At 54.7% G+C, this 21,510-nt stretch carries 11 protein-coding genes; 3 read left to right on the forward strand and 8 right to left on the reverse strand.

All coding sequences use genetic code 11. The features are described 5' to 3' along the window. Positions 1-80 precede the first annotated feature (80 nt). The 5 genes from SCARR_RS06340 to SCARR_RS06360 form a co-directional block, all read right to left on the reverse strand. Positions 81-5,261 (reverse strand): sulfatase-like hydrolase/transferase, encoded by a 5,181-nt coding sequence (locus tag SCARR_RS06340; protein ID WP_136060660.1) that lies wholly within the window; start codon positions 5,259-5,261, stop codon positions 81-83. Positions 5,262-5,634: 373 nt separating this feature from the next. Next, the gene (locus SCARR_RS06345; RefSeq protein WP_136060661.1) at positions 5,635-6,861 is read right to left on the reverse strand and encodes a SpoIIE family protein phosphatase; all 1,227 of its coding nucleotides are present in this window, start codon (positions 6,859-6,861) and stop codon (positions 5,635-5,637) included. Between the two features lie 107 nt (positions 6,862-6,968). Further along, complete coding sequence (locus SCARR_RS06350; RefSeq protein WP_136060662.1) at positions 6,969-8,177, reverse strand: substrate-binding domain-containing protein; 1,209 nt, start codon at positions 8,175-8,177, stop codon at positions 6,969-6,971. Positions 8,178-8,356: 179 nt separating this feature from the next. After that, the gene (locus SCARR_RS06355; RefSeq protein ID WP_136060663.1) at positions 8,357-10,201 is read right to left on the reverse strand and encodes a hypothetical protein; all 1,845 of its coding nucleotides are present in this window, start codon (positions 10,199-10,201) and stop codon (positions 8,357-8,359) included. Positions 10,202-10,473: 272 nt separating this feature from the next. After that, the gene (locus SCARR_RS06360; protein ID WP_136060664.1) at positions 10,474-13,005 is read right to left on the reverse strand and encodes a hypothetical protein; all 2,532 of its coding nucleotides are present in this window, start codon (positions 13,003-13,005) and stop codon (positions 10,474-10,476) included. Between the two features lie 346 nt (positions 13,006-13,351). Here SCARR_RS06360 and SCARR_RS06365 point away from each other — a divergent pair, with 346 nt between their 5' ends. The 3 genes from SCARR_RS06365 to SCARR_RS06375 are packed head-to-tail and all read left to right on the forward strand — an operon-like array spanning position 13,352 to position 16,348. Further along, complete coding sequence (locus tag SCARR_RS06365) at positions 13,352-14,029, forward strand: polysaccharide deacetylase family protein (protein WP_136060665.1); 678 nt, start codon at positions 13,352-13,354, stop codon at positions 14,027-14,029. 9 nt (positions 14,030-14,038) lie between these two features. Then, entirely contained in the window at positions 14,039-14,899 is an 861-nt protein-coding gene (locus SCARR_RS06370; protein ID WP_136060666.1) for a glycoside hydrolase family 16 protein, read from the forward strand. 51 nt (positions 14,900-14,950) lie between these two features. Further along, positions 14,951-16,348: a sulfatase-like hydrolase/transferase gene (locus SCARR_RS06375; protein ID WP_136060667.1), complete on the forward strand. Its 1,398-nt coding sequence runs from the start codon at positions 14,951-14,953 to the stop codon at positions 16,346-16,348. 69 nt (positions 16,349-16,417) lie between these two features. Here SCARR_RS06375 and SCARR_RS06380 read toward each other — a convergent pair whose 3' ends face one another. The 3 genes from SCARR_RS06380 to SCARR_RS06390 are packed head-to-tail and all read right to left on the reverse strand — an operon-like array spanning position 16,418 to position 21,510. Then, the gene (locus SCARR_RS06380) at positions 16,418-17,761 is read right to left on the reverse strand and encodes an MFS transporter (RefSeq protein WP_136060668.1); all 1,344 of its coding nucleotides are present in this window, start codon (positions 17,759-17,761) and stop codon (positions 16,418-16,420) included. A 30-nt stretch (positions 17,762-17,791) separates the two neighbouring features. Next, positions 17,792-19,186, reverse strand: a complete 1,395-nt coding sequence (locus SCARR_RS06385) for a GH1 family beta-glucosidase (protein WP_136060669.1) — start codon at positions 19,184-19,186, stop codon at positions 17,792-17,794. Between the two features lie 41 nt (positions 19,187-19,227). Further along, the gene (locus SCARR_RS06390) at positions 19,228-21,510 is read right to left on the reverse strand and encodes a glycoside hydrolase family 44 protein (protein ID WP_136060670.1); all 2,283 of its coding nucleotides are present in this window, start codon (positions 21,508-21,510) and stop codon (positions 19,228-19,230) included.

Raw genomic sequence — 21,510 nt, forward strand, 5'->3', positions numbered from 1 at the left:
TTCTGCTCCACAAGTCGGACGAAAGCATCCATACAAACCTTAAGCCGCTAACGGCTTGAAAAGTTTGATCCTAATTTGTGCTACTCGGAAACATCCACCCGGATGAATTCTTCCGGCTTTGCCATCGGCCAGATATAGCTGTCGGCTTCGGTCGTCTGGTTGGTCGTCCAGATGCCGTCCACCAGATTGGTGGTCGTCATGACATTATAGGTTACACCCGCAGCATCCGGCCACGAGACCTGATCGCCATCCAGCACCAGTCCTGCCAGCGATTTATTGGCTGGAGCCGTCGGAGCCGTGCTGGCCTTGAGACGATCACAACCACCGGATTCAGTCGGGTAGCGCATGGAACGGGAGAACTGATAGACCAATCCTTCATAACCCGTTTCGCCGGCCAGATTGATGGTTTCCAAAGGATCCTGTTCATAGTCGTAGAGTTCACGAGCCTGGACGGTTCCGGATTCATCTATCCACTCGGTATAGCGGTAACGGTCGGTGCGATAGGCATAACCATAGGTTCCGCTGCCGTAGTGGTTCACGACTCCGGTCTGAACCCGTGCATCGGGATCTGCAAGAACCGGAACGAGGCTGAGGCCGGCCAGCGGGCGGTTGGTTGCAACCGCTGCATTCGGCGGCTGTTCGGGAACCGGCAGCCCGGCGAGTTCACACAAGGTCGGATAGATATCCAACAACCCGACGGGCGCGTCTGTTTTTTGCCCGGCAGGATATCCCGGCGCGCTGATGATAAACGGAACGCGGGTGGCCTGCTCTAGATTGCTGTGCTTGCCCCATTCGTTGTGGTCGCCTAGGTGGAACCCATGGTCGCCCCACAGCACAATGATGGTGTTGTCGGCCAACCCGAGGGCATCCAGCTCGTCGAGCACACGACCGACCTGTTCATCGACGTGGGAGATGCAGGCATAATATCCGTGCTGCAATGTCCGCTGCTGATCGTCCGGCAGAATGCCGTCGGTAATCGGCAGCGCATTCGTGCCGCTTAATTCCAGATAGTAGTTATCCCGCAATTCGTGGATGTTGTTGAAGGTATACGTTGTCGCGTTCAGCATTTTGTCTGGGAATGCGGCCGGGCTGAAAGCGCTGTCATCATAGAGACTCCAGCTGGATGCCGGCGCGAGAAACGGCAGGTGCGGCTTCTTGAAGCCTACCCCGAGAAAGAACGGTTTGTTGCCGGTCGCAAGAGCATTCAACTGAGCCAACCCAGCAGTGGCAATCAGTCCGTCTGTAAAGTCGGCACCCGGCTGAGCGACGCTTTCGGCTGCCAGTTTTACAATTTTCGCGTCGGTTGTCCGCACCGCGGTCGTGCTGCCCACCCCGCTGGGGCTGGAAAAGCCATTTGACCACGACGGCGGATCATCTACGCTGCCGCCATCTTCGCTGATGGTGCCGTCCGGATTGATGGTGCCGACGCAGCGATAGTCGTTGATTTTTCCGCTCGCAGCCGTTGCATAGCCGTGGTTGATGAAGTGTTGCGGGATGGTCACCAGATTGGTTACTCCTTTATCGTTGTCGCGATCATTGTTTACGGCATCGCCCCGCATTTTCACGAATCCCATCACGCCGCCCTGTTCCGGCATGAGCCCGGTCATCAGGCTGGCGCGCGACGGTCCGCAGACCGACCATTGGCAATGCGCATTCTCAAAGAGCATGCCCCGCGCCGCCAGCGAATCAATGTTCGGGGTCTCGATCAATGTGTTACCGTAGCAGCCCAAAATCGGATTGATGTCGTCGATGGCAATGAACAGGACATTGGTTCCGGTATAAGGGGTTACCAAGGTGCCGACCGAAATATGCAGCGTGGCAAAGTTGGTAGCCGTGCCATCGGACACCGATACCTTCCAGCTGTTGCTTCCCAGATCGGTCGCCAGCGGCGTGCCGGCGAGCGCACCGGTGGACGGCGCTACCGTCAACCACGACGGACCGGAAACAATACTGAAGGTCATCGCATCAAGATCACCGTCGGAAGCGTGACTGGCCAGCGTACTGCCGGTGTAGGCGGTATCGACATAGGCACCCGCTTCTTCGATCGGATCGCTTCCAAATGTTGGAGGCGTGTTTGCCGCGCCGCTGGTCTTCTCGTAGAAGACTGCGCCTGCCCCCACATAGTTGAGAGCACCCGCATCACTGCCGTGTGCCTTGTTCCATACCGAGCCCGTCACATTGGTGCTATAAACTATGTGGCGTCCATTCGCATTCTGGGTTTCAGCATAGCCCGAAGCCTTCGAAAGCGCTGCGCCGTTCTTAGCAGCATACGACTCAATGGTTATTGCAAACTCCGGGAGTGTTTCCGGTGAGAAGTCGTAGGACAATCCGGGTGATGCCGTGTTCGCATTAAGCGTCGCCTCATCGCCCACTTCAATGAGCCCCGAACCTGCGCGCAGCACAAAGAGCGAACTCTGGGCGGTCAGGCCGACTACAGCGGCATCAACGGTAAAGGTGTAGGAGTTCGAGTTGATGATTTCCGTATAGAAAACATAGCAGGAACGACCGTCGTTATCCCCCGGGTTGATGGTCGTTGAGTGACCGTCCACGCCTTCCGTTCCGCTCCATGTCAGCGAAAGCAGGTTCGCGGAGGTTGTCTTATTCGGAGCCGTTGCGATGCAAACCACATCGCCGGCGTCCACTTCCACTCCCGCGAAAATAGTATCCGAGGCTGCATCATCGGTTTTAGTGATCGGGTATCCAGCAATGATACCAATATTTCCACCGGGGCCACCGCCACCTGCTCCGGTGACGTTGATTTTCAGTACGGCGGTGTCGGCATCAAACCCGTTGGAAACCTGTACGATCCAGCTGTTCTGGCCCACATCGGTTCCCGCCGGGGTTCCGGAGAGCGTGCCGTCGGAAGCGATGGACAGCCAGTCCGGCCCTGCCACCTTGGCATAAGTTACCGCATTGGAGGCGGTGCCGGCGATGGTCTGGCCGGTGTAGGCTGTATCCTGAGCCGCATCCGGTTTATTGATCGGGTCAACCGTAAAGAACGGTGCCGGCGCTTCGCCTAGTTTTTCCAGAATTAGGTTGTCTGTAAAAATTTGGTCGCCGACGGCCCAGTTGGCGCCGCCGTTGTAGGTCTGCACGACAGCGCGCAGCTGATCGAGGTTGAAGCCGGCCGGCAGTTGGCCAACGTGCGCTTCCACCTCACTGCCGCCGTCATGGCGGTAATAGACCTTGAAGGATCCGGCAGTGCCGGCATTGTCCAAATTGTAAACCGCACGAACGCCTAGGTGATTAAGGGTCGATCCTGAGAAAGTCCCGATATTTTGATTGTTGCCGAGGTCATCGGTGGTCTCCAGACGGTACAGCGCATTGGAGCCGCCACCGCTGGTGAACACCACCCGGAACGTCGCATCGAGGTCGGCGCCGCCGGGGTCGCTGCGCACACCAAAACCGACCCGGCCGATGCCGTTGGTCAGCGCGGCCGTGGCGGAAAAATCGCCGGCGAGATAATCGACGGAAAGCTGGAACAAGCCATTGCTTGCCCCGTCATAGCTTGAAGGATTCCTTCCTTGGAACACGCTCGGATCTACCCCGTCGGACTGCCATCGAACAGCCTCGTTCTGAATGGAGGCCAACGCATCATTTCCGAAGTTTACGCCGCCGACCAGGCCGGTGCTGACGCCTTCGGCCAGACCCGCGCCGTTGGTCAATCCGTCATAGCTCCATGCGTCCACAACCGTGGAGGCGGTGGAGTCTGAAATCTCAGAACCGAGCGTGATGACCACGGATTCGCTGTTGGTCAGGCTCAGAGAGGAGGTGGTTTCCTGCCCGTTGTAGCTGACGGTAATGTCGTAGTCGCCCTTGAAGGCGCGGAGTCCGGTTTGGCCATCGAGGCCGGAGGCCAGCTCAGCGTCGGAGTTGTAGCGGATGCGGTGGACATAGTACCAGGCCAAGGCATTGAGCTTGACGGTGCCATCATACCAGGCCATGGCCGATTTCCATTCGTTTGTGCCGTCAGCCGTGACAGGAGCAACGGAGGGCGATTCCCCCATATAATCCCAGGCGTTCAGCCCAGTGGCGAGTGCATGGCTGTAATAGACCGTCATGGTTTCTTCAGTCATCTGCGCACGGGTGTAATCAGAGGGAGTGAACGTTCCGTCAACGTGTTTGATCTCAAACTCGGTTCCGGCCAGCTGCAAGCCATAGCGGGAGCCAAAATCATCCAAACGGCTGTATACATCCGCAGGATCGATATGCTCCCACTTGTAGCGGTTCTGGAAGCCAACGCCATGGATCGGCGCATTGCTAGCCACCAAACGGTCGATGGTGGTGAAATAGATGTCACGGCGATCCGTGTAATAAGTGGAATTCAGCGCTGCCGATTTGGCAGAGATGATTTGATTTTCATTGATAAAGAGTTTGGTGTCCGGATCGGCCATATTGTTCGAGGCAATATTGAACCACTCCGTTTCCTGGCCATAGCCGAGGATTTGCTGAAGCAGATAGTTGCCTCGCGTTTCGTTGATGACGTCCCATTCGTAGACATTCCACCGCCCGGCCCATTCCGCAATTTCACCATCAACGTCCGACTTGAGCGCATTCCTGTTAGCAACGCTTTGATTTCCTGCATAGGTTTCAATCGCGCCCCGAATATCATACGATGCATAGTCGGAGGTGCTGTCCGTCGACAGGTGGTCGCCGTAATCCGTGCCGGCCACACCGCCGAGATCGTTCGTGGTTCCACCGCCCGGCCACATCAAAAGGTGGGCGCGCACATCGATGTTATTATTCGCTGCCCAATTCGTAAAGGCAGGAAGATCGCTGTGCTGGCTGGTGATTTTGGGTTTGAATGCATTATTGCACCCGACCGAGTTGAACATATTGGAGGTAAAGTTTTGCCAGTAGGCGGCGGTCTGGCTCTCAGCGGAAAGGTTTCCATCCCCGTCGGTCAAATCTGCTGCGGTCGCCACGCCGCCGAATTTAAAGGCATTCTTGTTCAATTTGACTTCCACCTGCGCTCCCTGAACCGGGTTGCCAAGGGAATCCACCACCTGAATGTCGAGATTTGCCTTGCGGTGGGCATCGATGCGCGCCTGCGCCTCGGATCGCCAGGCTTCGATCCCATCCGGCTTTACAATATTGCCGAGATCCGTTCTTTCCTGCGCGGTGAGCGTGATGCCGAAGGCGCTTTCGATCTGATTGATTTCCTGGATGGTCAACGTGCCCGCCAACGCCGCACTTGTACCCAATGCCAATAACGCGAGTGCACATACTGCACTTTGTATGGATGCTGAAAATTTCATCATAACCTCTTTTTCTAATTTACCTACTGCAAATGACCCACTTGCATGCCGTAAATGGCATCCATCTCGCGATGCCCCCCATTATCTATATCACTCATATATCTGTACTGGGTCATTGTCAACTACTACCTGCAAGTATTAGTGCGCCTCTTGTCTGTCAAAATATTAAACCGGATTCCTGCCGCCAATATGATTCATGCGGTTTTGACCGATAAACGCCAATTAAGTTCAGGTCAAAGACCGGGGCATTTCACACGGACGAGCTGTTGATGAAGGCTATGGAGGAACACATCGGGGAAGATTCCATAAAGCGAGTCCGCGGCGTTTCAGTAGAAGCGCCCGACCAAACACTTCCGAACCTAGCGGCTCTCGAGATTCAACTTTGAGCCCGCAACGAGCGGCATGTGAAACCCACCAGACAAATGTCGTCGTCGAACTCGCCGTCCGCCGAATAATCACACACCTCTTTGACAAAAGCCGGGAATAGTTCTTGGAGCGGAAGCCCTCCATTCCGTTTGGCCGCCTGCAGCAGGCGCTCCTCGCCAAACTCCTCGTCATCCGTGCCCAGCGCTTCGTAGAGGCCGTCCGTATACATGACCACGGAATCGCCAGCCCGCAACTGTTTTTCAAAGGTTTGGTAAACGACATCTTCACAAACTGCCAGTGCGGGACCCCGCATGGATCCATCATCCATGAGCCAGCCGGCGGTTTTTTCGCCCCCCTTCAAGAGGAGCGGCACTGGATGCCCGGCATTGGCCACCCGCATCCGGCCGGAGGCGGCATCGTAGACCGCATAGCAGGCCGTGGCATAAAGAAACACGTCCTGCTGCCGCAGAATCGGCAGCAGCCGTTCGTTCATCCGTCCGAGGAATCTGCCCGGGTCGCGCTCCTGCTCCGCCAGCTCCTGAACCATGGCGCAAATGAGCGCCGTGCCCAGCGCCGCACGCACGCCGTGGCCCATCACATCGCACAGCAGCACGCAGCACTCCGTGCCCGACAGGCGACGGATGGCGCAAATATCACCGCTGACCATGCCGCTGGCATTGTAATGATGAAGGAACTGCACCGCACTTTCTTCGCGAGATACGCCTTCAGGGAAAATGGGATAGGTCGTAGGAAAAAAGGATTTCTGCAACTCCGCGGCCATGCGCAAATCTTCCTCCATGCCCTCCTTAATCCTGCGGATTTCCTCCGCATAGCGGGCCACCTGCAATTCCGCGAGCTTATGTTCGGTAATATTCCGGGAGATGCCAAAGGTTCCGACCACCTTGCCCGCGTCGTCAATCAGCGGCATCTTCGACGTGGAAGACCACGCCACATGACCATTCTTCCAGGTGGTCTCTTCCTCGATGCCTTCCAACGGTTCGCCACTCTTGATAATGGCCTGCTCGTCTTCAAACATGTGACGGGCATCGTCCTCGCGAAAGCTGTCGAAATCGCTCTTACCAATCAGCTCATCGGGAGAGGAATAGCCCCAAGCATTGGCCAAGTTTTTATTCACCATGACGAACCGGGACTGCAAATCCTTGAAGTAGATGCTGTCCGTCATCTTCTCCATGAGTCTTTTAAGCAGGAATTCAGCAGAATAGAGTTCTTTGTTCATTAGGCATCGCCCCCTTTTGCTTCGCCGTTATAACTCATACATGAAAAAAACCGACTCCACATGATGGAACCGGCTTTTGTTCAAACGCCGTTCAGGAAGAGACGTTCCTATCTTTTTCCGAAGTCATCCATAAGTTCTTTAACCACCTTCTCAACGCCATCCACGCCAAGGCGGGCGCGGCCGCCGCAGGATTCGCGGATATAAAACGCCTGGGGCTCGTGCTGAACCAGTTGCGCCGACTTGCCTTGGCTGAGCGCCAATGCATGGCCAATCATTCCTTTGGCCACATACTCATAGGGAAGCAACATGGTGCTCAGCGGCGGATTCGACCGCAGCCCGTTCGGGTTGTTGTTATGTCCGAGAACGGCAAAATCGTCCGGAATGGAGAAGCCCTTGCTGGCCGCCGCACTCATAAATTCGAACGCAATCTCATCGTGGTACGCGATGACCGCCAGTTCGCCCTTCATGGGCGCCCAGCGTTTGATGATCCGTTTATAGTCCTTCTCCGAGCGGTCCACCATGCCGATCAGGTTTGGCAGATCCTCGCGGTCGCACCAACGGCTGTACTGAAGCAGCTTACGCTGGAAATATTCCGCCCCCTCTGTATCAGGACCTAGAAGCGCAATTTTATTGTAGCCGAGCTTTCTTAAATAACTGCACTGCAAGTAGGTGTCGGAGTGGGAGGCATCGGGCTCAACGCTCGGATCCCAATAACAGTTGGCCTCCAGTCCGTGTGCGGGGTTGGCCAGCACCACCGGAAGTTCGCTGGCCCGAATAAAATCGTGCAGCCCGGCCGCATGCTGATCCTCCCCGATCCACGGAAGAATGATGGCGCAACAATCCTGATCCAAAAATTCGCGCGCCAATGAGGCGGAATGGATATCAATTTCGGTTACGGTGCGGATATTGAGCTTGATGCCCATATCCTCAGCCATGTGGTGCAGCTGGTCGATCAGACTGGTTACATAGTACCCCCACTGCTTGAGCGGAAGCAGAACGCCGATCTTGTCGGTGGTGCGCAGCACCTTTTCGGTTGCCACCTTGCGCATCTTGAAATCCACTGCACGCTCCGTAACAAAGGTGCCGCTGCCGCGCTTGAGCTCAACATACCCCCGCTCGGCCAGCGTTTCGAAGGCGTGTCGTACGGTGTGGTAGTTGCAGCCATACTGCTCGCCCAGCGCTCTCACGCCAGGAAGCCGTGTGCCCGGCGGTAGTTCACCGCTTTCGATCCGAGCCAAAATATCGTCGCAAATACCCTGATATTTATGAGGCGTGCTTTCCAATGATGTTTCCAACGAACTATCGATTTCTTTCATTTTTCCACCCAACTGTTATAAGACATCTACAACCAACCTATCAATTGATTATTGATATAATAACAAAACCCAAGGAAACCGGAAGATATATAACAATGAAATTTCAAAAGCGAACGATCACATAATCAACGCTTCCAGCCCAGATCGCCGGCACGGAACCGGCTATCCAGCCTGTCCAATTAAGGCGTGTATTCCACCTTCAACCGGATAAAGCCGGTGTTTCCAACCATAGGAACCTGATTCGTGACGGCATCGAACGCTCCGCCGGGAAGCTCGCCGGATCCGATCAAAACAAAACAGCTGTTGGTCCAGGTTCCGCCAATCAAGTCGGGATTGGTTTCGAGCTGATAGCCCAATCCGCGTGTCGCGGCGTCAGTGCGTTTGGCGTAGACATACTCAATATAGTTCGTTCCGCCGTTCTCCATGGCTTGGGCGGTTGGCCAGTGGCCGACATCCAGTCCGTTGGTCGGATCGCCGCCAAAGGCATATTCGAGCAAGTTTTTGGCAATATCCGAATCTGGATTATCCGTCAGATTGGTCTGGCTTCCAAGGCCAAGATAGTCCGCCAGCCAGTCGGCCAGCAGCGATGACGGAGTCTCAACACCTTCAAGCAGTTCACAAAACTGGATATTATCGAGCAATGCGACATCCCCAACGGCCCAGCTGTTCCCGCCGTTGATGGTCTGCACCTGCATGCGCAGGGTCTCGAGCGTGAATCCCGCCGCCAGCTGATTAACCACTTCCGTCTCGGTCCCGCCGTCGAAGCTGTAATAGGCCTTGAACGAGCCGACCGCGCCTGCATTGTCCAGATCGTATACGGCACGAACATGCAGGTTGGACATTACGCGGCCATTCTGCACCACCTGCTGGATCGTTGAACCGGCGCTGAGACTTATGCGGAACTCATCCGTTGCTCCGCCGCCTTCATAACGGACCAGCAACATGCCGTTACGATCGGTTCCTGCAAGGGAGTTGTCCCGGATGCCGTAGCCGAATTGTGCTTTCCCATCTGCGGCCGCTGTGCCCGAGAAGCCGGCCGAAACAACGTCGAAGCTCAATTGATAGACTCCGGACGTTGCATTTTCATAACTGCTTCCGGAAGTGACTTTATTTTGGAACGCTGACTCCGTCGTTCCATTGTAGGTCCAGCGTTGCATTTGATTGGACACCACCGCCAACGGGGAGTCGGCCCATGCAAGCCCGGTACCCGTCGTGCTAAACCCTTCCGACAGCCCCGCGCCGTTGGTCACACTAGCATAGGTCCATTCCTCGAGCACCGTCTTGGTCGGTGGCGGCGGTGGACCGCCGAGCGTGCGGAGAACCAAGTTGTCGGTCGAGACCTGATCGCCCACCTCCCAGTTGGCGCCGCCGTTGGAGGTTTGCACCACGGCGCGCAGTTGATCCAGTGCAAAACCGGATGCTAGCTGCCCAGCATGTGCAAGTACCTCAGCAGCACCGTCGAGTCGATAATACACCTTAAACGAACCGATCGCCCCCCTGCTGTCGAGATCGTAGACCGAGCGGACATTCAAATGATCCAGCGTGGCTTCGGGGAACGTACCAACCAATTGATTCACGCCGCCGTCATCCGTCACCTCCAAACGATAGTGCGCATTCGACCCACCTCCGCTATTGAACACCAAACGGAATGTCGCATCGATGTCTGCCCCACCTGGATCGCCGCGCAGACCGAAGCCGACGCGGCCAATGCCGTTGGTCAGCGCCGCGGTTCCCGAAAAGTCGCCGTCAAGATAGTCGACCGACAGCTGGAACAGCCCGTTGCTTGCGCCGTCATAGCTTGAAGGGTCCTTGCCTTGGAACAGGCTGGGATCAGCACCGTCGGCCTGCCAACGGACGGTTTCGTTCTGGATTGAGGCCAACGGATCATTATTAAAGAACACGCCGCCCACCAAACCGGTGCTGATTCCTTCGGCCAGCTCTGCGCCATTAGTCAGACCATTGTAATGCCATGCATCGATCACCTCCGATGTGCAGGCATCGTCGGCAACACTTGAGGAAAGCATAACCACAATGGATTCATCATTGGTGAGGGTCAGCGTCGAAGCATAGTCCTGCCCCTTGTAGCTGACCGTTAGCTGCAGTATTATCGGGAAACAGCTACCCTACCGCAGAATGAGCGGGAATCGCTTCTGCCGCCGAAACATTCGTTGCTTTTCATTCATTCGTTGCCACTAAAATATACGAAGGACCCTTTTCCCGGGTAAAAAAAACAAAGCTCTTCACCAAAAAAAGCCCCGCTAAACGGGGCTTTTCTGGTTACCTGTTAAACGACAGTCTACGGGGTAAATGTAATATCCAGCTTCATAAACCGTGCACCAATATCGGTCGGAACCTGATTGGTGACCGTCATGTGCCCCGCTTCCGGGACACCGTCAACACTGCCGACAAACTCAACATCGTTCGTGCTGAAGCCATCACCGAAAACAAGGTTATCATCTGCCAGCACGGCATAGCTCAGGCCGCGGGCAGAAGCTTCTGCATCATCCCACTGCACGTGGACGTATACAAGATATGCACCATCAACCGACTCAACCGGCAGGTTCGCCGCTCCGCCAATAGCATATTCGGTCAGGTTGTTAACGCCGTTTCCATTGGCATCTTCGAGCAGGCCGGTGTCGGAGGTGTATCCATTTTCCGCCAGCCATTCGCTGTAGAACGAATCGGGGGTGTCCGGCGGTTCCGGAGTGTCCAGCGGCGTGTAGTTAATCTCCAGATTATCCAGAACAATATAATCGCCTGTACTCCAGTTGGCCGAACGCGTCTGGATTTTTGTCAACTCGGTGATGCCTAGAGCTGCAAAATCGAAGCTGTTGGTCTGCACGGCAACTCCGCCGGGGAACCATTCTCCGCTGCTCAACAGGCGGATTTCGCTGTTCGCATAGTCCAGTTCAATGGTCACGAAGAAGTCGCCGGTTACGGCATTGACCGAACTTAGGCGCCCATGAGCGGTGAAAGCTGCATTTCCTTCCGCGCTGATACGAATGGCATCGCTGGTAGCTCCCTGATCTGCAATTTTCAAACCAACGTAATTTGCTTCGGAATCGTCGTAAAGGCGAATTCCAAAGTTCGAGACCAGATTGGTAGCTGAAGACCAGTCGATTTCTGAGAACTTCAGGGTCATCTTCGCCACTGCATTCGTCAGAACAACCGGTTGCGACAGGGTGGTCTTGTCTGAAAACCCATTCGCAGGTGCTACGTTCGTCGTAGCATAAATGAAGGTGCCATCATCCGTAGTCTGGGCAAACTGATGAGCGTTCGTGTCCGTACCCGGTAAAACCAGATCGTTGTTTGAACGCTGATACTGCCCATTGCTGTTCATATCCCACTCGTCAACAGTAACCGTCGGCGAGGTGCCGAGACCCGCGAGAACAATACCGGCGACACCGCTTCGTTTTCCTGCAGTAGCCGTGGTCCAGATATTTGTTATCGCAGACACTTCTGAGAATGTCCCGCGCGCGATCTGGCGACTACCCGGCCCCACATCAAGGATCGTACCGGTATTTGAAGCAACCCAACCGGCGGCGTCGTTACCGGAAGTTGCCTCGAAAAACAGGCCCTGTCCGTCGACCATTCCGCCGAAGTCATAGAGATTCGTAACAGCAGCGGGATCAGTCGCTGAGTTGGCGGCCATTGCGACCACTTCAATTTCATCGCTGTCCGACCGCACCAGATAGGTTCCAATAGATAAGTACCCGTCCGAGACATGACTCAAATTTACATCAACAGATCCGGCCGCTGTTACCGTGGCGCACCAGTTGGCGGAAGGTGCCCCGCCGATAGCGACTCTGTTCTTCAAGTTTGTCTCCGTGAGCGATGCGGTTCCGCCAAAGGTGATCACGCCGGTGGAATCCGTTGCGTCCGGTTCACCGCCCTTGTTTGAAGCAGTCAGCACCACCACCACGTCGCCCACCTGCGCATCGGCGAATGTCTTATACGTTAAGTTCGTCAGGAGCTTGTTGAAAGTTCCTGTTTGGGAGTCTACAATACTGAGATTTCCCTCATAGAGCGTTGTGGCAGGTGCCACCAGCTGTGTGAACTCGATGTTGTCGAACTTAAACAGGTCGCCGGGCTCCCAGATTTGACCCCCGTTATACTGCTGAGAATTAATTCGCAGAGCGCCGAGGTCCCAACCGTCTTTGATGGCTCCCGAGTGAAGAAGCACTTCAGAGGCCGCACCCAGTGTGTAATACGCTTCATAGGTTCCTGCATTCAGGTCATAGACCTGTCTGAAGTTCAGATTCGAAACCGAACTTCCCGGAATCGAAAAGTCAACAATCCCTAGGGTGATGTCCTTGGAATCGACCGTGATCTGAATCTGGTCTGCATCGGCAATAATATTGGTTACGCCGGAACTGTTTACGTTGGTAACGTTGAGCTGACCTTGATACATAAAACGCATCAGCTGATCGTCACCGCCGCCGCCACCGGTTTTGCGGATACCGATCCCGAAGGTGGCACTCTGGTTTGATACCGAAGTATTGGCAAAGTTCGCCGAGACAATATCAACACTCAGCTGATATTTTCCGCTGGTTTCACCCGCTCTCACCGAAGGGGTGACGGATCGGAAAAAATTCACATAAGGTGACGGCTCCTGATTGCCGAGCCCCTCAAGAACCGCATTGCTGCTGACAATCGACGCAACATCAGATGCCCCCCAGGTTTTTCCACCGACACCCAGATCTGAGTAACTACCTGCCGTATCGATCGCTCCATCCAGAACATCAAAATCCCAACTGTCTATAACGTTCTGCCCTTGCGAAACACTCGCAAAAGCCACTGCCATTAATATGGCTAGCCACTTTTTCATCTCTCTACCTCCGTAGTATCTCTCTTTACTCTCCATGGAAGGCACCCGCCTCCACATATAAATAATACACACCTATCGCTTCAGGTTGGATTGCTTATATATCGTTCCTATATCTATGTCAACATGGGAATCCCGGTTTTTATGTTCCACTCACTACCACCACTCATCGGTTTCGCGGAAAAAACCCAATAAAATCAAATAACTAACGATTAATGCGATTTTTGCCACACCAACGATTGCTCCCCCCCAAACAAGAAACACATCGAAAACACCTTGTTTTTGTTATATCTATGTTATATTTAAAAATAAAGAAACTACATCACCTGTAGAACACTCGGAGTCAAATATGTTCAAAAATATTCTAACCTGCCTGCTTTTGCTGGGTGCCCTCTCGGCCTCAGCCGGTCGCAGCGCCATCAGCACAATTCCCAATAGTCAAAAAATGATCGCGTTGACCTTTGACGATGGACCCAGCGCGTATACCGCACCCATTCTGGACATCCTCGAAAAGCATCAGGTGAAAGCCACGTTCTTCCAGATCGGCAAAAAAGTGAAAGCCGAACCGCAACTTTCAAAACTCGTCACCCGTAAAGGCCACGAAATCGGCAACCATTCCATGACCCATCCGAAACTGACCGAACTCAAAACCTCAGAAGACATTCGCGAAGAAATTCTTGGTTTCCAGAAACTGGCAAAAAAAACCACCGGTGTTGGACCAACCGTTTTTCGCGCACCGTTCCTGAAGTTTGACGACCGGGTATGGTCCATACTCGACGAGTTGAACCTGCCCGCCTTCAACGCCAGCGTCTATGCCGACTATAAAGGGAAAGAAGACCTGAACGATCCCGCCGTTGCATCAGCCCATGCCGACGCAGTCGTTGCCAAGGTCATAAGCGGCGCCATCATCCTCATGCACGAGCGCGAGATCACCCTGAATTATCTCGACGAAGTGGTCGCCAAGCTGAAAGGTGCCGGATTCGTTTTCTGCACCGTCTCAGAACTGCAGGCCGCAGCCACGCAGTAAAGGCACCATATGAAAATCAAACCTATGCTACTCTTCATCCTGCTCGCACTCTCTGCCACGGCGTTGGCCAACAACTACCAGCTGGTCTGGGCGGACGAGTTTAACCAAGACGGGGACCCAAAGGCTGGAAACTGGAACCTTGAGCACGGCTTTGTCCGCAACAACGAACTGCAATGGTACCAGCCGGACAACGCATTTTGCTCGAACGGACTGCTGATTATTGAAGGACGAAAGGAATGGAAACCAAACCCCAACCACAAACCGAATTCCAATAACTGGAAAACCAAACGCAAGGGGGCGGCCTATACATCGTCCTGCCTAACCACCAAGGGGCTCCATAGCTGGCAATACGGCCGTTTTGAAATCCGGGCAAAGATCGAGGCCCGCGATGGATTATGGCCCGCCATCTGGACGCTGGGCGTTAAGGGCGATTGGCCGAACAACGGCGAAATCGACATCATGGAATATTATAAGGGCGACATTCTGGCCAACGTTGCATCGGGAACCAAGCGGCGATGGTCTCCGAAATGGGACACGACAAAAACACCGGTCGCTGAATTGGGAGCGAACTGGGACGACGCGTTTCATGTGTGGCGCATGGATTGGACCGAAAAATATATCCGGCTGTATGTCGATGATCGTCTGTTGAACGAAACCCTGCTGTCCACCACGAACAATCCCGAAGGCCACCCTATCAAAAATCCGTTCCACCAACCCCACTATATCCTGCTCAATCTCGCCATCGGCGGAATCAACGGCGGTGATCCCGCTGAAACACAATTCCCCTCCCGATACGAAATCGACTATGTTCGCGTCTACCAGAAGGAACGTCCGGAAAACATTAGGCAGAATGATTCGGTGGCAGAATAATTTTAAAAACCCTATTCTGCCCCTCAAAACAACCATGAAGGAAGCAACTACATGAAAAAAAATATTATAACCATCCTGCTCTGCTTAGCCTCTGCAAGCACATGGGCGAACCAGCCCAACATACTGCTGATTCTCGCCGATGATTTGGGCTACCACGATGTCGGTTTCCAAGGTTCGGAACATATCAAAACGCCGCACCTCGACTGGTTGGCTGAAAACGGCGTTCGGTTTTCCGACGCCCACGTTTCTGCATCGGTCTGCAGTCCGTCGCGCGCCGGCATGATGACCGGGCGCTACCAGCAGCGCTTTGGCCACGAGGGCAACTGCCCGCCCCGGCCTTTCGGCATGGACACGCAGGAGCGGACGCTGGGACAAGCGCTGCAGGATTGCGGCTACCGGACGGCCCTCTTCGGAAAATGGCATCTTGGCGATGAAACGCAGCATTATCCCACCGCACGCGGCTTCAACGAATTCTGGGGCCTGCGCGAAGGGTCGCGCACCTATTGGTTCGATGCAGCACATGCGCACGACAAACCCGGCGATCCCCACAACATTGAGCACAACGGCAAGCAAGTTGAGTTTAAGGGACATCTGACCGACCGGCTGACCGACCAGGCCCTGAAATTTATCGAAGCCGATTCCGACAAACCCTTCTTTGCCTTCCTGTCCTACACCGCACCCCATGGTCCGCTCCAATCAAAGCCCGAGGATATGGAAGCCCTCGGCTCCGACGACAACTATGCCGGATTGGTCTACGGCATGGACCGCAATATTGGCCGCGTTTTCCAATCCTTGGAAAAAACCGGCCAGCTCGACAATACGGTGATCTGGTTCCTGAGCGACAACGGAGGCACGGTCAAACAATCATCCAACGCCCCGCTAGGCGGCATGAAGGGATATAAATTCGAAGGTGGCCACCGCGTGCCGTTTGTCCTCTACTGGAAAGGCAAGGTGCAGGCCGGCCAGGTTTATGAACCGATGGTTTCCGCGCTCGACATCTATCCGACCAGCGTTGCAGCCGCCGGCGGTTCGCTGGAGCAGCCCCGCCCCCTTGACGGCAAAAACCTGCTGCCCTACATCAATGGGAAGGACTTAAGCATCCCGCACGAAAAGCTCTACTGGCGCAAACTCGACTGCGCCGCGCTCCGCGACGGCCCGTGGAAACTCATCCGCGTCGATGACTATGGGCTGGCCCTCTACAATCTGGATGACGATCTCGCCGAAACCAAAGATCTCGTCAAAACAATGCCCGAAAAGGTTCAAAAACTAAATACGCTTCTTGAAAACTGGGAGGCCGACAAAATAGAACCACCTTATGACGAAGGCGTCTTCTGGCGGCTCGAACGCCACTACTATCATACAGAACGCTTCAAGACCGGAAAAAATCCCGACATGAACAACACAACCATGAATAAACTCCGGAAAAAGGCCAAACAGCAGGAACGCTGACAGCTCGTTCTATTCAACCCTAACGGCACTCCTCGGTGAGTATTTTGGAATGCGCACGGATGACCGGAACTATAGCTCTTCTGCCGCCATGGCGGTTTCCATTTCCTTCTCCATCGTTGCATCAATCTTGTAAAAGAAAACCGCAGCTCCGGCAAGAAAGGCGAACACCGCCGGAATCAGACTCATGATCAGGCGCAGGCCGTGAATCGTTTCGGGCGATTGATCCTGATTCGCCACGAAACCGAAGGAGCCCAGCAAGGCCATCGATAAAGCGGGGCCGATCGACCAGCCGATTTTCTGAGAGAAGGTTCCAGCGGAAAAAAGGAGGCCGGTCGAGCGCTGCCCCAGCTTCCACGCACCATAGTCGGCCGTGTCGGCAATCATCGACCAGAACAGCGGCATGAGCGGCGCCATAATGAATGAACTGACCACTTGGTGCGCCATGATTAGCGGGATGTTTTTCGGATCAATAAAATAGAACAAGGCAATTAAGATTCCCGATACGAAATTAACGATAATGAAGGTGCGCTTCTTGCCGCCAAGCAACGCAACAATCTGCCTGGTCAGCAGAACGCCGACGATTTGCACCACGGTGCTGATGCTCAGAAACAGGCTGCCCCAGTTCGCGTTGCCGGAAACATACTTGAAATAGTGAATCGTCGCCCCGCCCCGGATGGCAATCCAGAGAATGGTCAAGACGCTGACAAAGATCATCGTGATCCACGGACCGTTGTGACGAAGGGCCTGCAGATCCTTTACGATAGACGGCTTCTGCCCCTCGGGAGGCTTAACGCGTTCGTGCGTTGAGATGAAGGTTAGGAAGAAAAACCCAGCCGCCATCAGCGCGTAGAGCGCCACGGTCAGCGTAAAGCCGACCTTTTCGTTGCCGCGCCCGAACGCGCTGACGAGATAGAGCATGGTTCCATTCACAAAAAACGTACCCGCAAAGGCACCCACAAACCGATAGGAAGCCAGCACCGTTCGATCCGATGACTTCGCGGTCATCACACCCATCAATGCGGAGTACGGAATATTGATCGCCGTATAGATCATCGTCAGCAGCGTATAGGTCACATAGGCGTAGACCAACTTACCGGTCGCCCCCAGATCAAAGGTGGTGAAGGTTAGGATGCCGACCACGGCATACGGGGCAATCATCCACAAAAGCCACGGGCGGAACTTGCCCATCTTCGTGTCGGTGCGGTCCGCGATGACGCCCATAATGGGGTCGTTGATCCAGTCCCAGGTGCGGGTGATGAAAATCATGGTTGCCAGAGCGGCGGCGCTGATGCCGAACACGTCCGTGTAGAAATAACTCATGAAATTCATGAATATGCCGAAATACAAACACGACGCAAAATCGCCGCTGGCATATCCGAACTTTTCCTTAAACGACAGCGTGTTCTTTTTCATTGCGCCCCTTTGAACTTACATATTTCGAATTTATTTCAGGGAAATGCTTTCCCCATTTAAAGCAATGGCATCGTGATACCAGCGGGCGGACAGCTTCGGCGTTCGTTCCAGCGTTTCATAGTCAATACGAACAAGACCGAAGCGACGTCCGTAGCCGAAGGACCACTCAAAGTTATCCATCAGCGACCAGGTGAAATACCCACGAAGATCCACGCCCTGCCCAATGGCGTTGCGGCACTCGCGCAGATACCGGTCGTGAAAGTCCACGCGGGCCGTGTCGTTAATGCCCGTGTCATGATCGGGTTCATCCAGCGCACATCCGTTTTCCGTAATGTAAATAATCGGATGGCCGTAGCGAGCATCGATCCACTTCAGCAGTTCGCGGCATCCCTCCGGAACAATGCTCCAGCCCATATGCGTTTGCTCCCAGGTTGGATCCACGTCCAGCCGAACATGCTGGTCGTCGAAGATTCCTCCATTGCCCGCCACGCTCGCATCATGCGGTTTTTCATTAGGTTCCGAAGCCAGCATGGTTGTGTAGTGGTTCAGCCCGAAAAAATCGCTCGAACCCAAAACCATCGTGCGCTCTTCATCCGAAAATATGGGGAGCCGATCACCGACCCGCTCGCGCATCACCGCGGGATAGTCGCCTTTCCAAACCGGATCGGCGAACCAGGCCAGGAAAAATTCCATGCTCCGCTCCGCGGCCGCCTTGTCGGCGTCGCTCTCCGTCAACGGATAGCGGTAGTCGCAGTTATTGACCAACCCGATCATTCCGTGCTGCCCGGAAAACTCGCTGCGGTAGATTTCAACCGCTTTCGCGTGAGACAGGATTAAATGATGCGCCGCAATATACGGCTCCGTATTGCTGACCCGGCCCGGCGCATGCACCCCGCAACCATGCCCCAGCACGGCAGAACACCACGGTTCGTTCAGCGTAATCCAATTCTTGACGCGGTCTCCAAAATTCTCAAAACAGATGCGGGCATAGACGGAAAAGCGATCAACGATGTCGCGATTCAACCAACCGTCATGCTCAATCTGCAAGGCCAGAGGCAAATCCCAATGATAGAGCGTCACCCACGGCTGAATGCCGTTTTCCAGCAGACAATCAATCAGGCGGTTGTAGAATGCGATGCCTGCCGGGTTGGCTTCGCCCTGGCCATCCGGCTGGATGCGCGGCCAGGCGATGGAAAAACGATAGGCGGTCAACCCGATGTCCTTCATCAGCTTCACGTCCTCTTCAATCCGGTGATAATGATCGCACGCCACATCGCCCGTATCGCCGTTCATGATCTTGCCCGGGGTTTGGCACATGGCATCCCAGATCGACGGAGCGCGGCCACCCTCGCGAACAGCGCCTTCAACCTGATAGCTGGCCGTCGCCGCCCCCCATACAAAGTTTTCCGGAAACTGATTGTTCATAATAAAAAATTCTCGGTTAATATTTTTTCGCCGCACACTCCCTATTCCGGACGCAGCATAAAGCCAATGTTGTCCAGATAGATGGGGCCGGAAACCGGACCTTCGGTGTGCATCACGAACAGCAGCGAAAAGGCATCGTCCATCACTTTTAGGAACTGTTTGTTCGGGATCTCCATCCGGACGGTGCGCCATTCCCCCCGCGACTCGGCAAGCTGAACCTGCCCGCAGGGAATCCAGTAGGCGCCGGTGCTCTGCAAGACCGCCTGCAGGTTGCCGCCGTGCTCATCCAGTTCAAATTCATCGGGTACGAAAATATCGAAGACCACGCCGCCGATCCGCTCCGTTGGAATGCCCTTGGGATATTTTGTGATATCGAAGATGTGGTTGTCCGGCTGCCGAACGGCCACGCCTGAAAAATCGATACGCACCGCATGGTTTCCAGTGTCTGGAAGTTCGGCCACCGAATAACTGTAGGCCGAAGCGGTCGGTTCTTCTATTTTTCCGCTTTCAAAATCCCAGACCACCCGCTCTTCAAAATCAACCGGCTTAAAATCGACCACGCTTTTCGCCGTCTGCCCGCAGCTATCGGCCGTGACCGTTACCGCCCCAGGCCCTGCAGGTTCGAGAACAAAGCGTCCGGCCGCCCCCGCCAACACCACCTCTGCAGTTGAAAGCTTGGCGGCCCCGTCCACCGAAAGGCGCACCTTTCCGAGCTCACCGGCATAGGGAAGATCTGTCCCCGCCTGAAATGCGCGAACCCATCCTTCTACCGTCATATCGCCCAGGCCGGACTCCGGCAGCAATACGCGAAGTTCAAGCGAACCCGCATCCTCCGGTTTGGAAAGCGTTCCCTTCACTCCCTGCGCATTGAACTTAAACACCTTCACGCAATATGGCGGGATCGTCGCCTCCATGCCGTCGGAGACCACGATGGACTTGACCGACGGCCCGTTATTCCAATCGGCTGCTCCGAGGTAGGGATTCCAAAAATATTCACTGGATGAAAGCGTGATTTCACTGCCGATCCGCGCCGGAACGAATCCCCTGATATCGAGCGAAACCGGAGCCGGTTCCGTCCGTGATTCATTCATCACCATCACATAGAGCGCGTCCTCATCGCGGGTGGAGTACACATGGAGGTTTTCATTATCAGCCACCTTGGTTTCCACCAGCGTATCGGCCATATAGTTCGACCACAGCCAGAATGCCCAATAGCGTCCGGTCGGCACATAGCCGGCCCCCTTGCGGACCAGCAGCCCATGGCCGTTGTCGGCGCCGCTGAACATGTCCCACACGGTGGCCGAATCGACGCCCTCGGCCATCATCTCGCCAATCCAGGCGGAGAACCAAAGCCCATTGAACAACCGGTACGCATCCTGATCTTTGGGCAGCTTGGAGTTCCATTCCGTGATGCTGTACTCAATTTCGTCTTTGCGGGCAGGTTGGTATTGCTCCACCAGTTTGTTGAGGTGCTCCATCACCGGCGCCAGATTTTGCAGCCCGTCAAACAGTTCCTTTTCCGGCGCCAAACTGTTCCGGAGCGAATAGTAATGCAGGGTTATAAAATCAACATACTCGCCGGCATCCCGAAGCAGCGGTTCGAAATAGTCGTCGTGGTGTTCCACATCGCACGACGGCCCGCCTACTTTAATGCTGGGGTCAACCGCCTTCATGGCCTTGACGAATTCAATGTAGCGCGCCACATATTTGTCGGCGGTCATCTTCGAACCATCAAGCATCACATGCCCGGTCTCCCACTCGCCGTTCAGCTCGTTGCCGAGTTCCCAATACTCAACGTCGTAATCATTTTGCATATTGGCCCAGCGCACCCATTCCGCCGCCATCTCCGGCGTGCCGCTTCCCATATTCACCGTCACCAGATTGCGCGCCGTCGAATGCTTGCGCGTGATCTCGTGCATGGTTTTGGCATCCATGTTGATAAAGTCGGGATTGGCCTTGCTCCAATCCTGATTGTCCACCGCGAAACCCGGACGATAGTCGGAATAGTCGATCTGCCAATAGCCATCCTTGTATTTTGACTGATCCACCACGCCGTTCGAAACCACACCGTTGCCATTCCAATAATATTTATCGGAAACCGAACCGCCCGGCATCCGGATCAACCCTGTCGCCAGCTCACTGATCGGGCCGTCAATCGCCTTGGAATAATCAGAAGGCGAATTGTAGACGGCAATGTTGATGCCCATCAAATGAGCCCGTTGAGCCGCACCGATTGCTTTACCGGCATCCACGCGAATCGTATTGGCCTGCGCGGCCAGACCGCACAGGACCAAACATCCCACTATAAAACGCATTCTTTTCAT

It is taken from the genome of Pontiella sulfatireligans (assembly GCF_900890705.1).
In the GTDB taxonomy this organism is placed as follows: domain Bacteria; phylum Verrucomicrobiota; class Kiritimatiellia; order Kiritimatiellales; family Pontiellaceae; genus Pontiella; species Pontiella sulfatireligans.

What these genes read in the sequence shown, in the direction of transcription:
- SCARR_RS06340 (WP_136060660.1), bottom strand. Translation starts at nt 5,261, where the DNA reads ATGATGAAATTTTCAGCATCCATACAAAGTGCAGTATGTGCACTCGCG.
- SCARR_RS06345 (WP_136060661.1), bottom strand. Translation starts at nt 6,861, where the DNA reads ATGAACAAAGAACTCTATTCTGCTGAATTCCTGCTTAAAAGACTCATG.
- SCARR_RS06350 (WP_136060662.1), bottom strand. Translation starts at nt 8,177, where the DNA reads ATGAAAGAAATCGATAGTTCGTTGGAAACATCATTGGAAAGCACGCCT.
- SCARR_RS06355 (WP_136060663.1), bottom strand. Translation starts at nt 10,201, where the DNA reads ATGCTTTCCTCAAGTGTTGCCGACGATGCCTGCACATCGGAGGTGATC.
- SCARR_RS06360 (WP_136060664.1), bottom strand. Translation starts at nt 13,005, where the DNA reads ATGAAAAAGTGGCTAGCCATATTAATGGCAGTGGCTTTTGCGAGTGTT.
- SCARR_RS06365 (WP_136060665.1), top strand. Translation starts at nt 13,352, where the DNA reads ATGTTCAAAAATATTCTAACCTGCCTGCTTTTGCTGGGTGCCCTCTCG.
- SCARR_RS06370 (WP_136060666.1), top strand. Translation starts at nt 14,039, where the DNA reads ATGAAAATCAAACCTATGCTACTCTTCATCCTGCTCGCACTCTCTGCC.
- SCARR_RS06375 (WP_136060667.1), top strand. Translation starts at nt 14,951, where the DNA reads ATGAAAAAAAATATTATAACCATCCTGCTCTGCTTAGCCTCTGCAAGC.
- SCARR_RS06380 (WP_136060668.1), bottom strand. Translation starts at nt 17,761, where the DNA reads ATGAAAAAGAACACGCTGTCGTTTAAGGAAAAGTTCGGATATGCCAGC.
- SCARR_RS06385 (WP_136060669.1), bottom strand. Translation starts at nt 19,186, where the DNA reads ATGAACAATCAGTTTCCGGAAAACTTTGTATGGGGGGCGGCGACGGCC.
- SCARR_RS06390 (WP_136060670.1), bottom strand. Translation starts at nt 21,510, where the DNA reads ATGAAAAGAATGCGTTTTATAGTGGGATGTTTGGTCCTGTGCGGTCTG.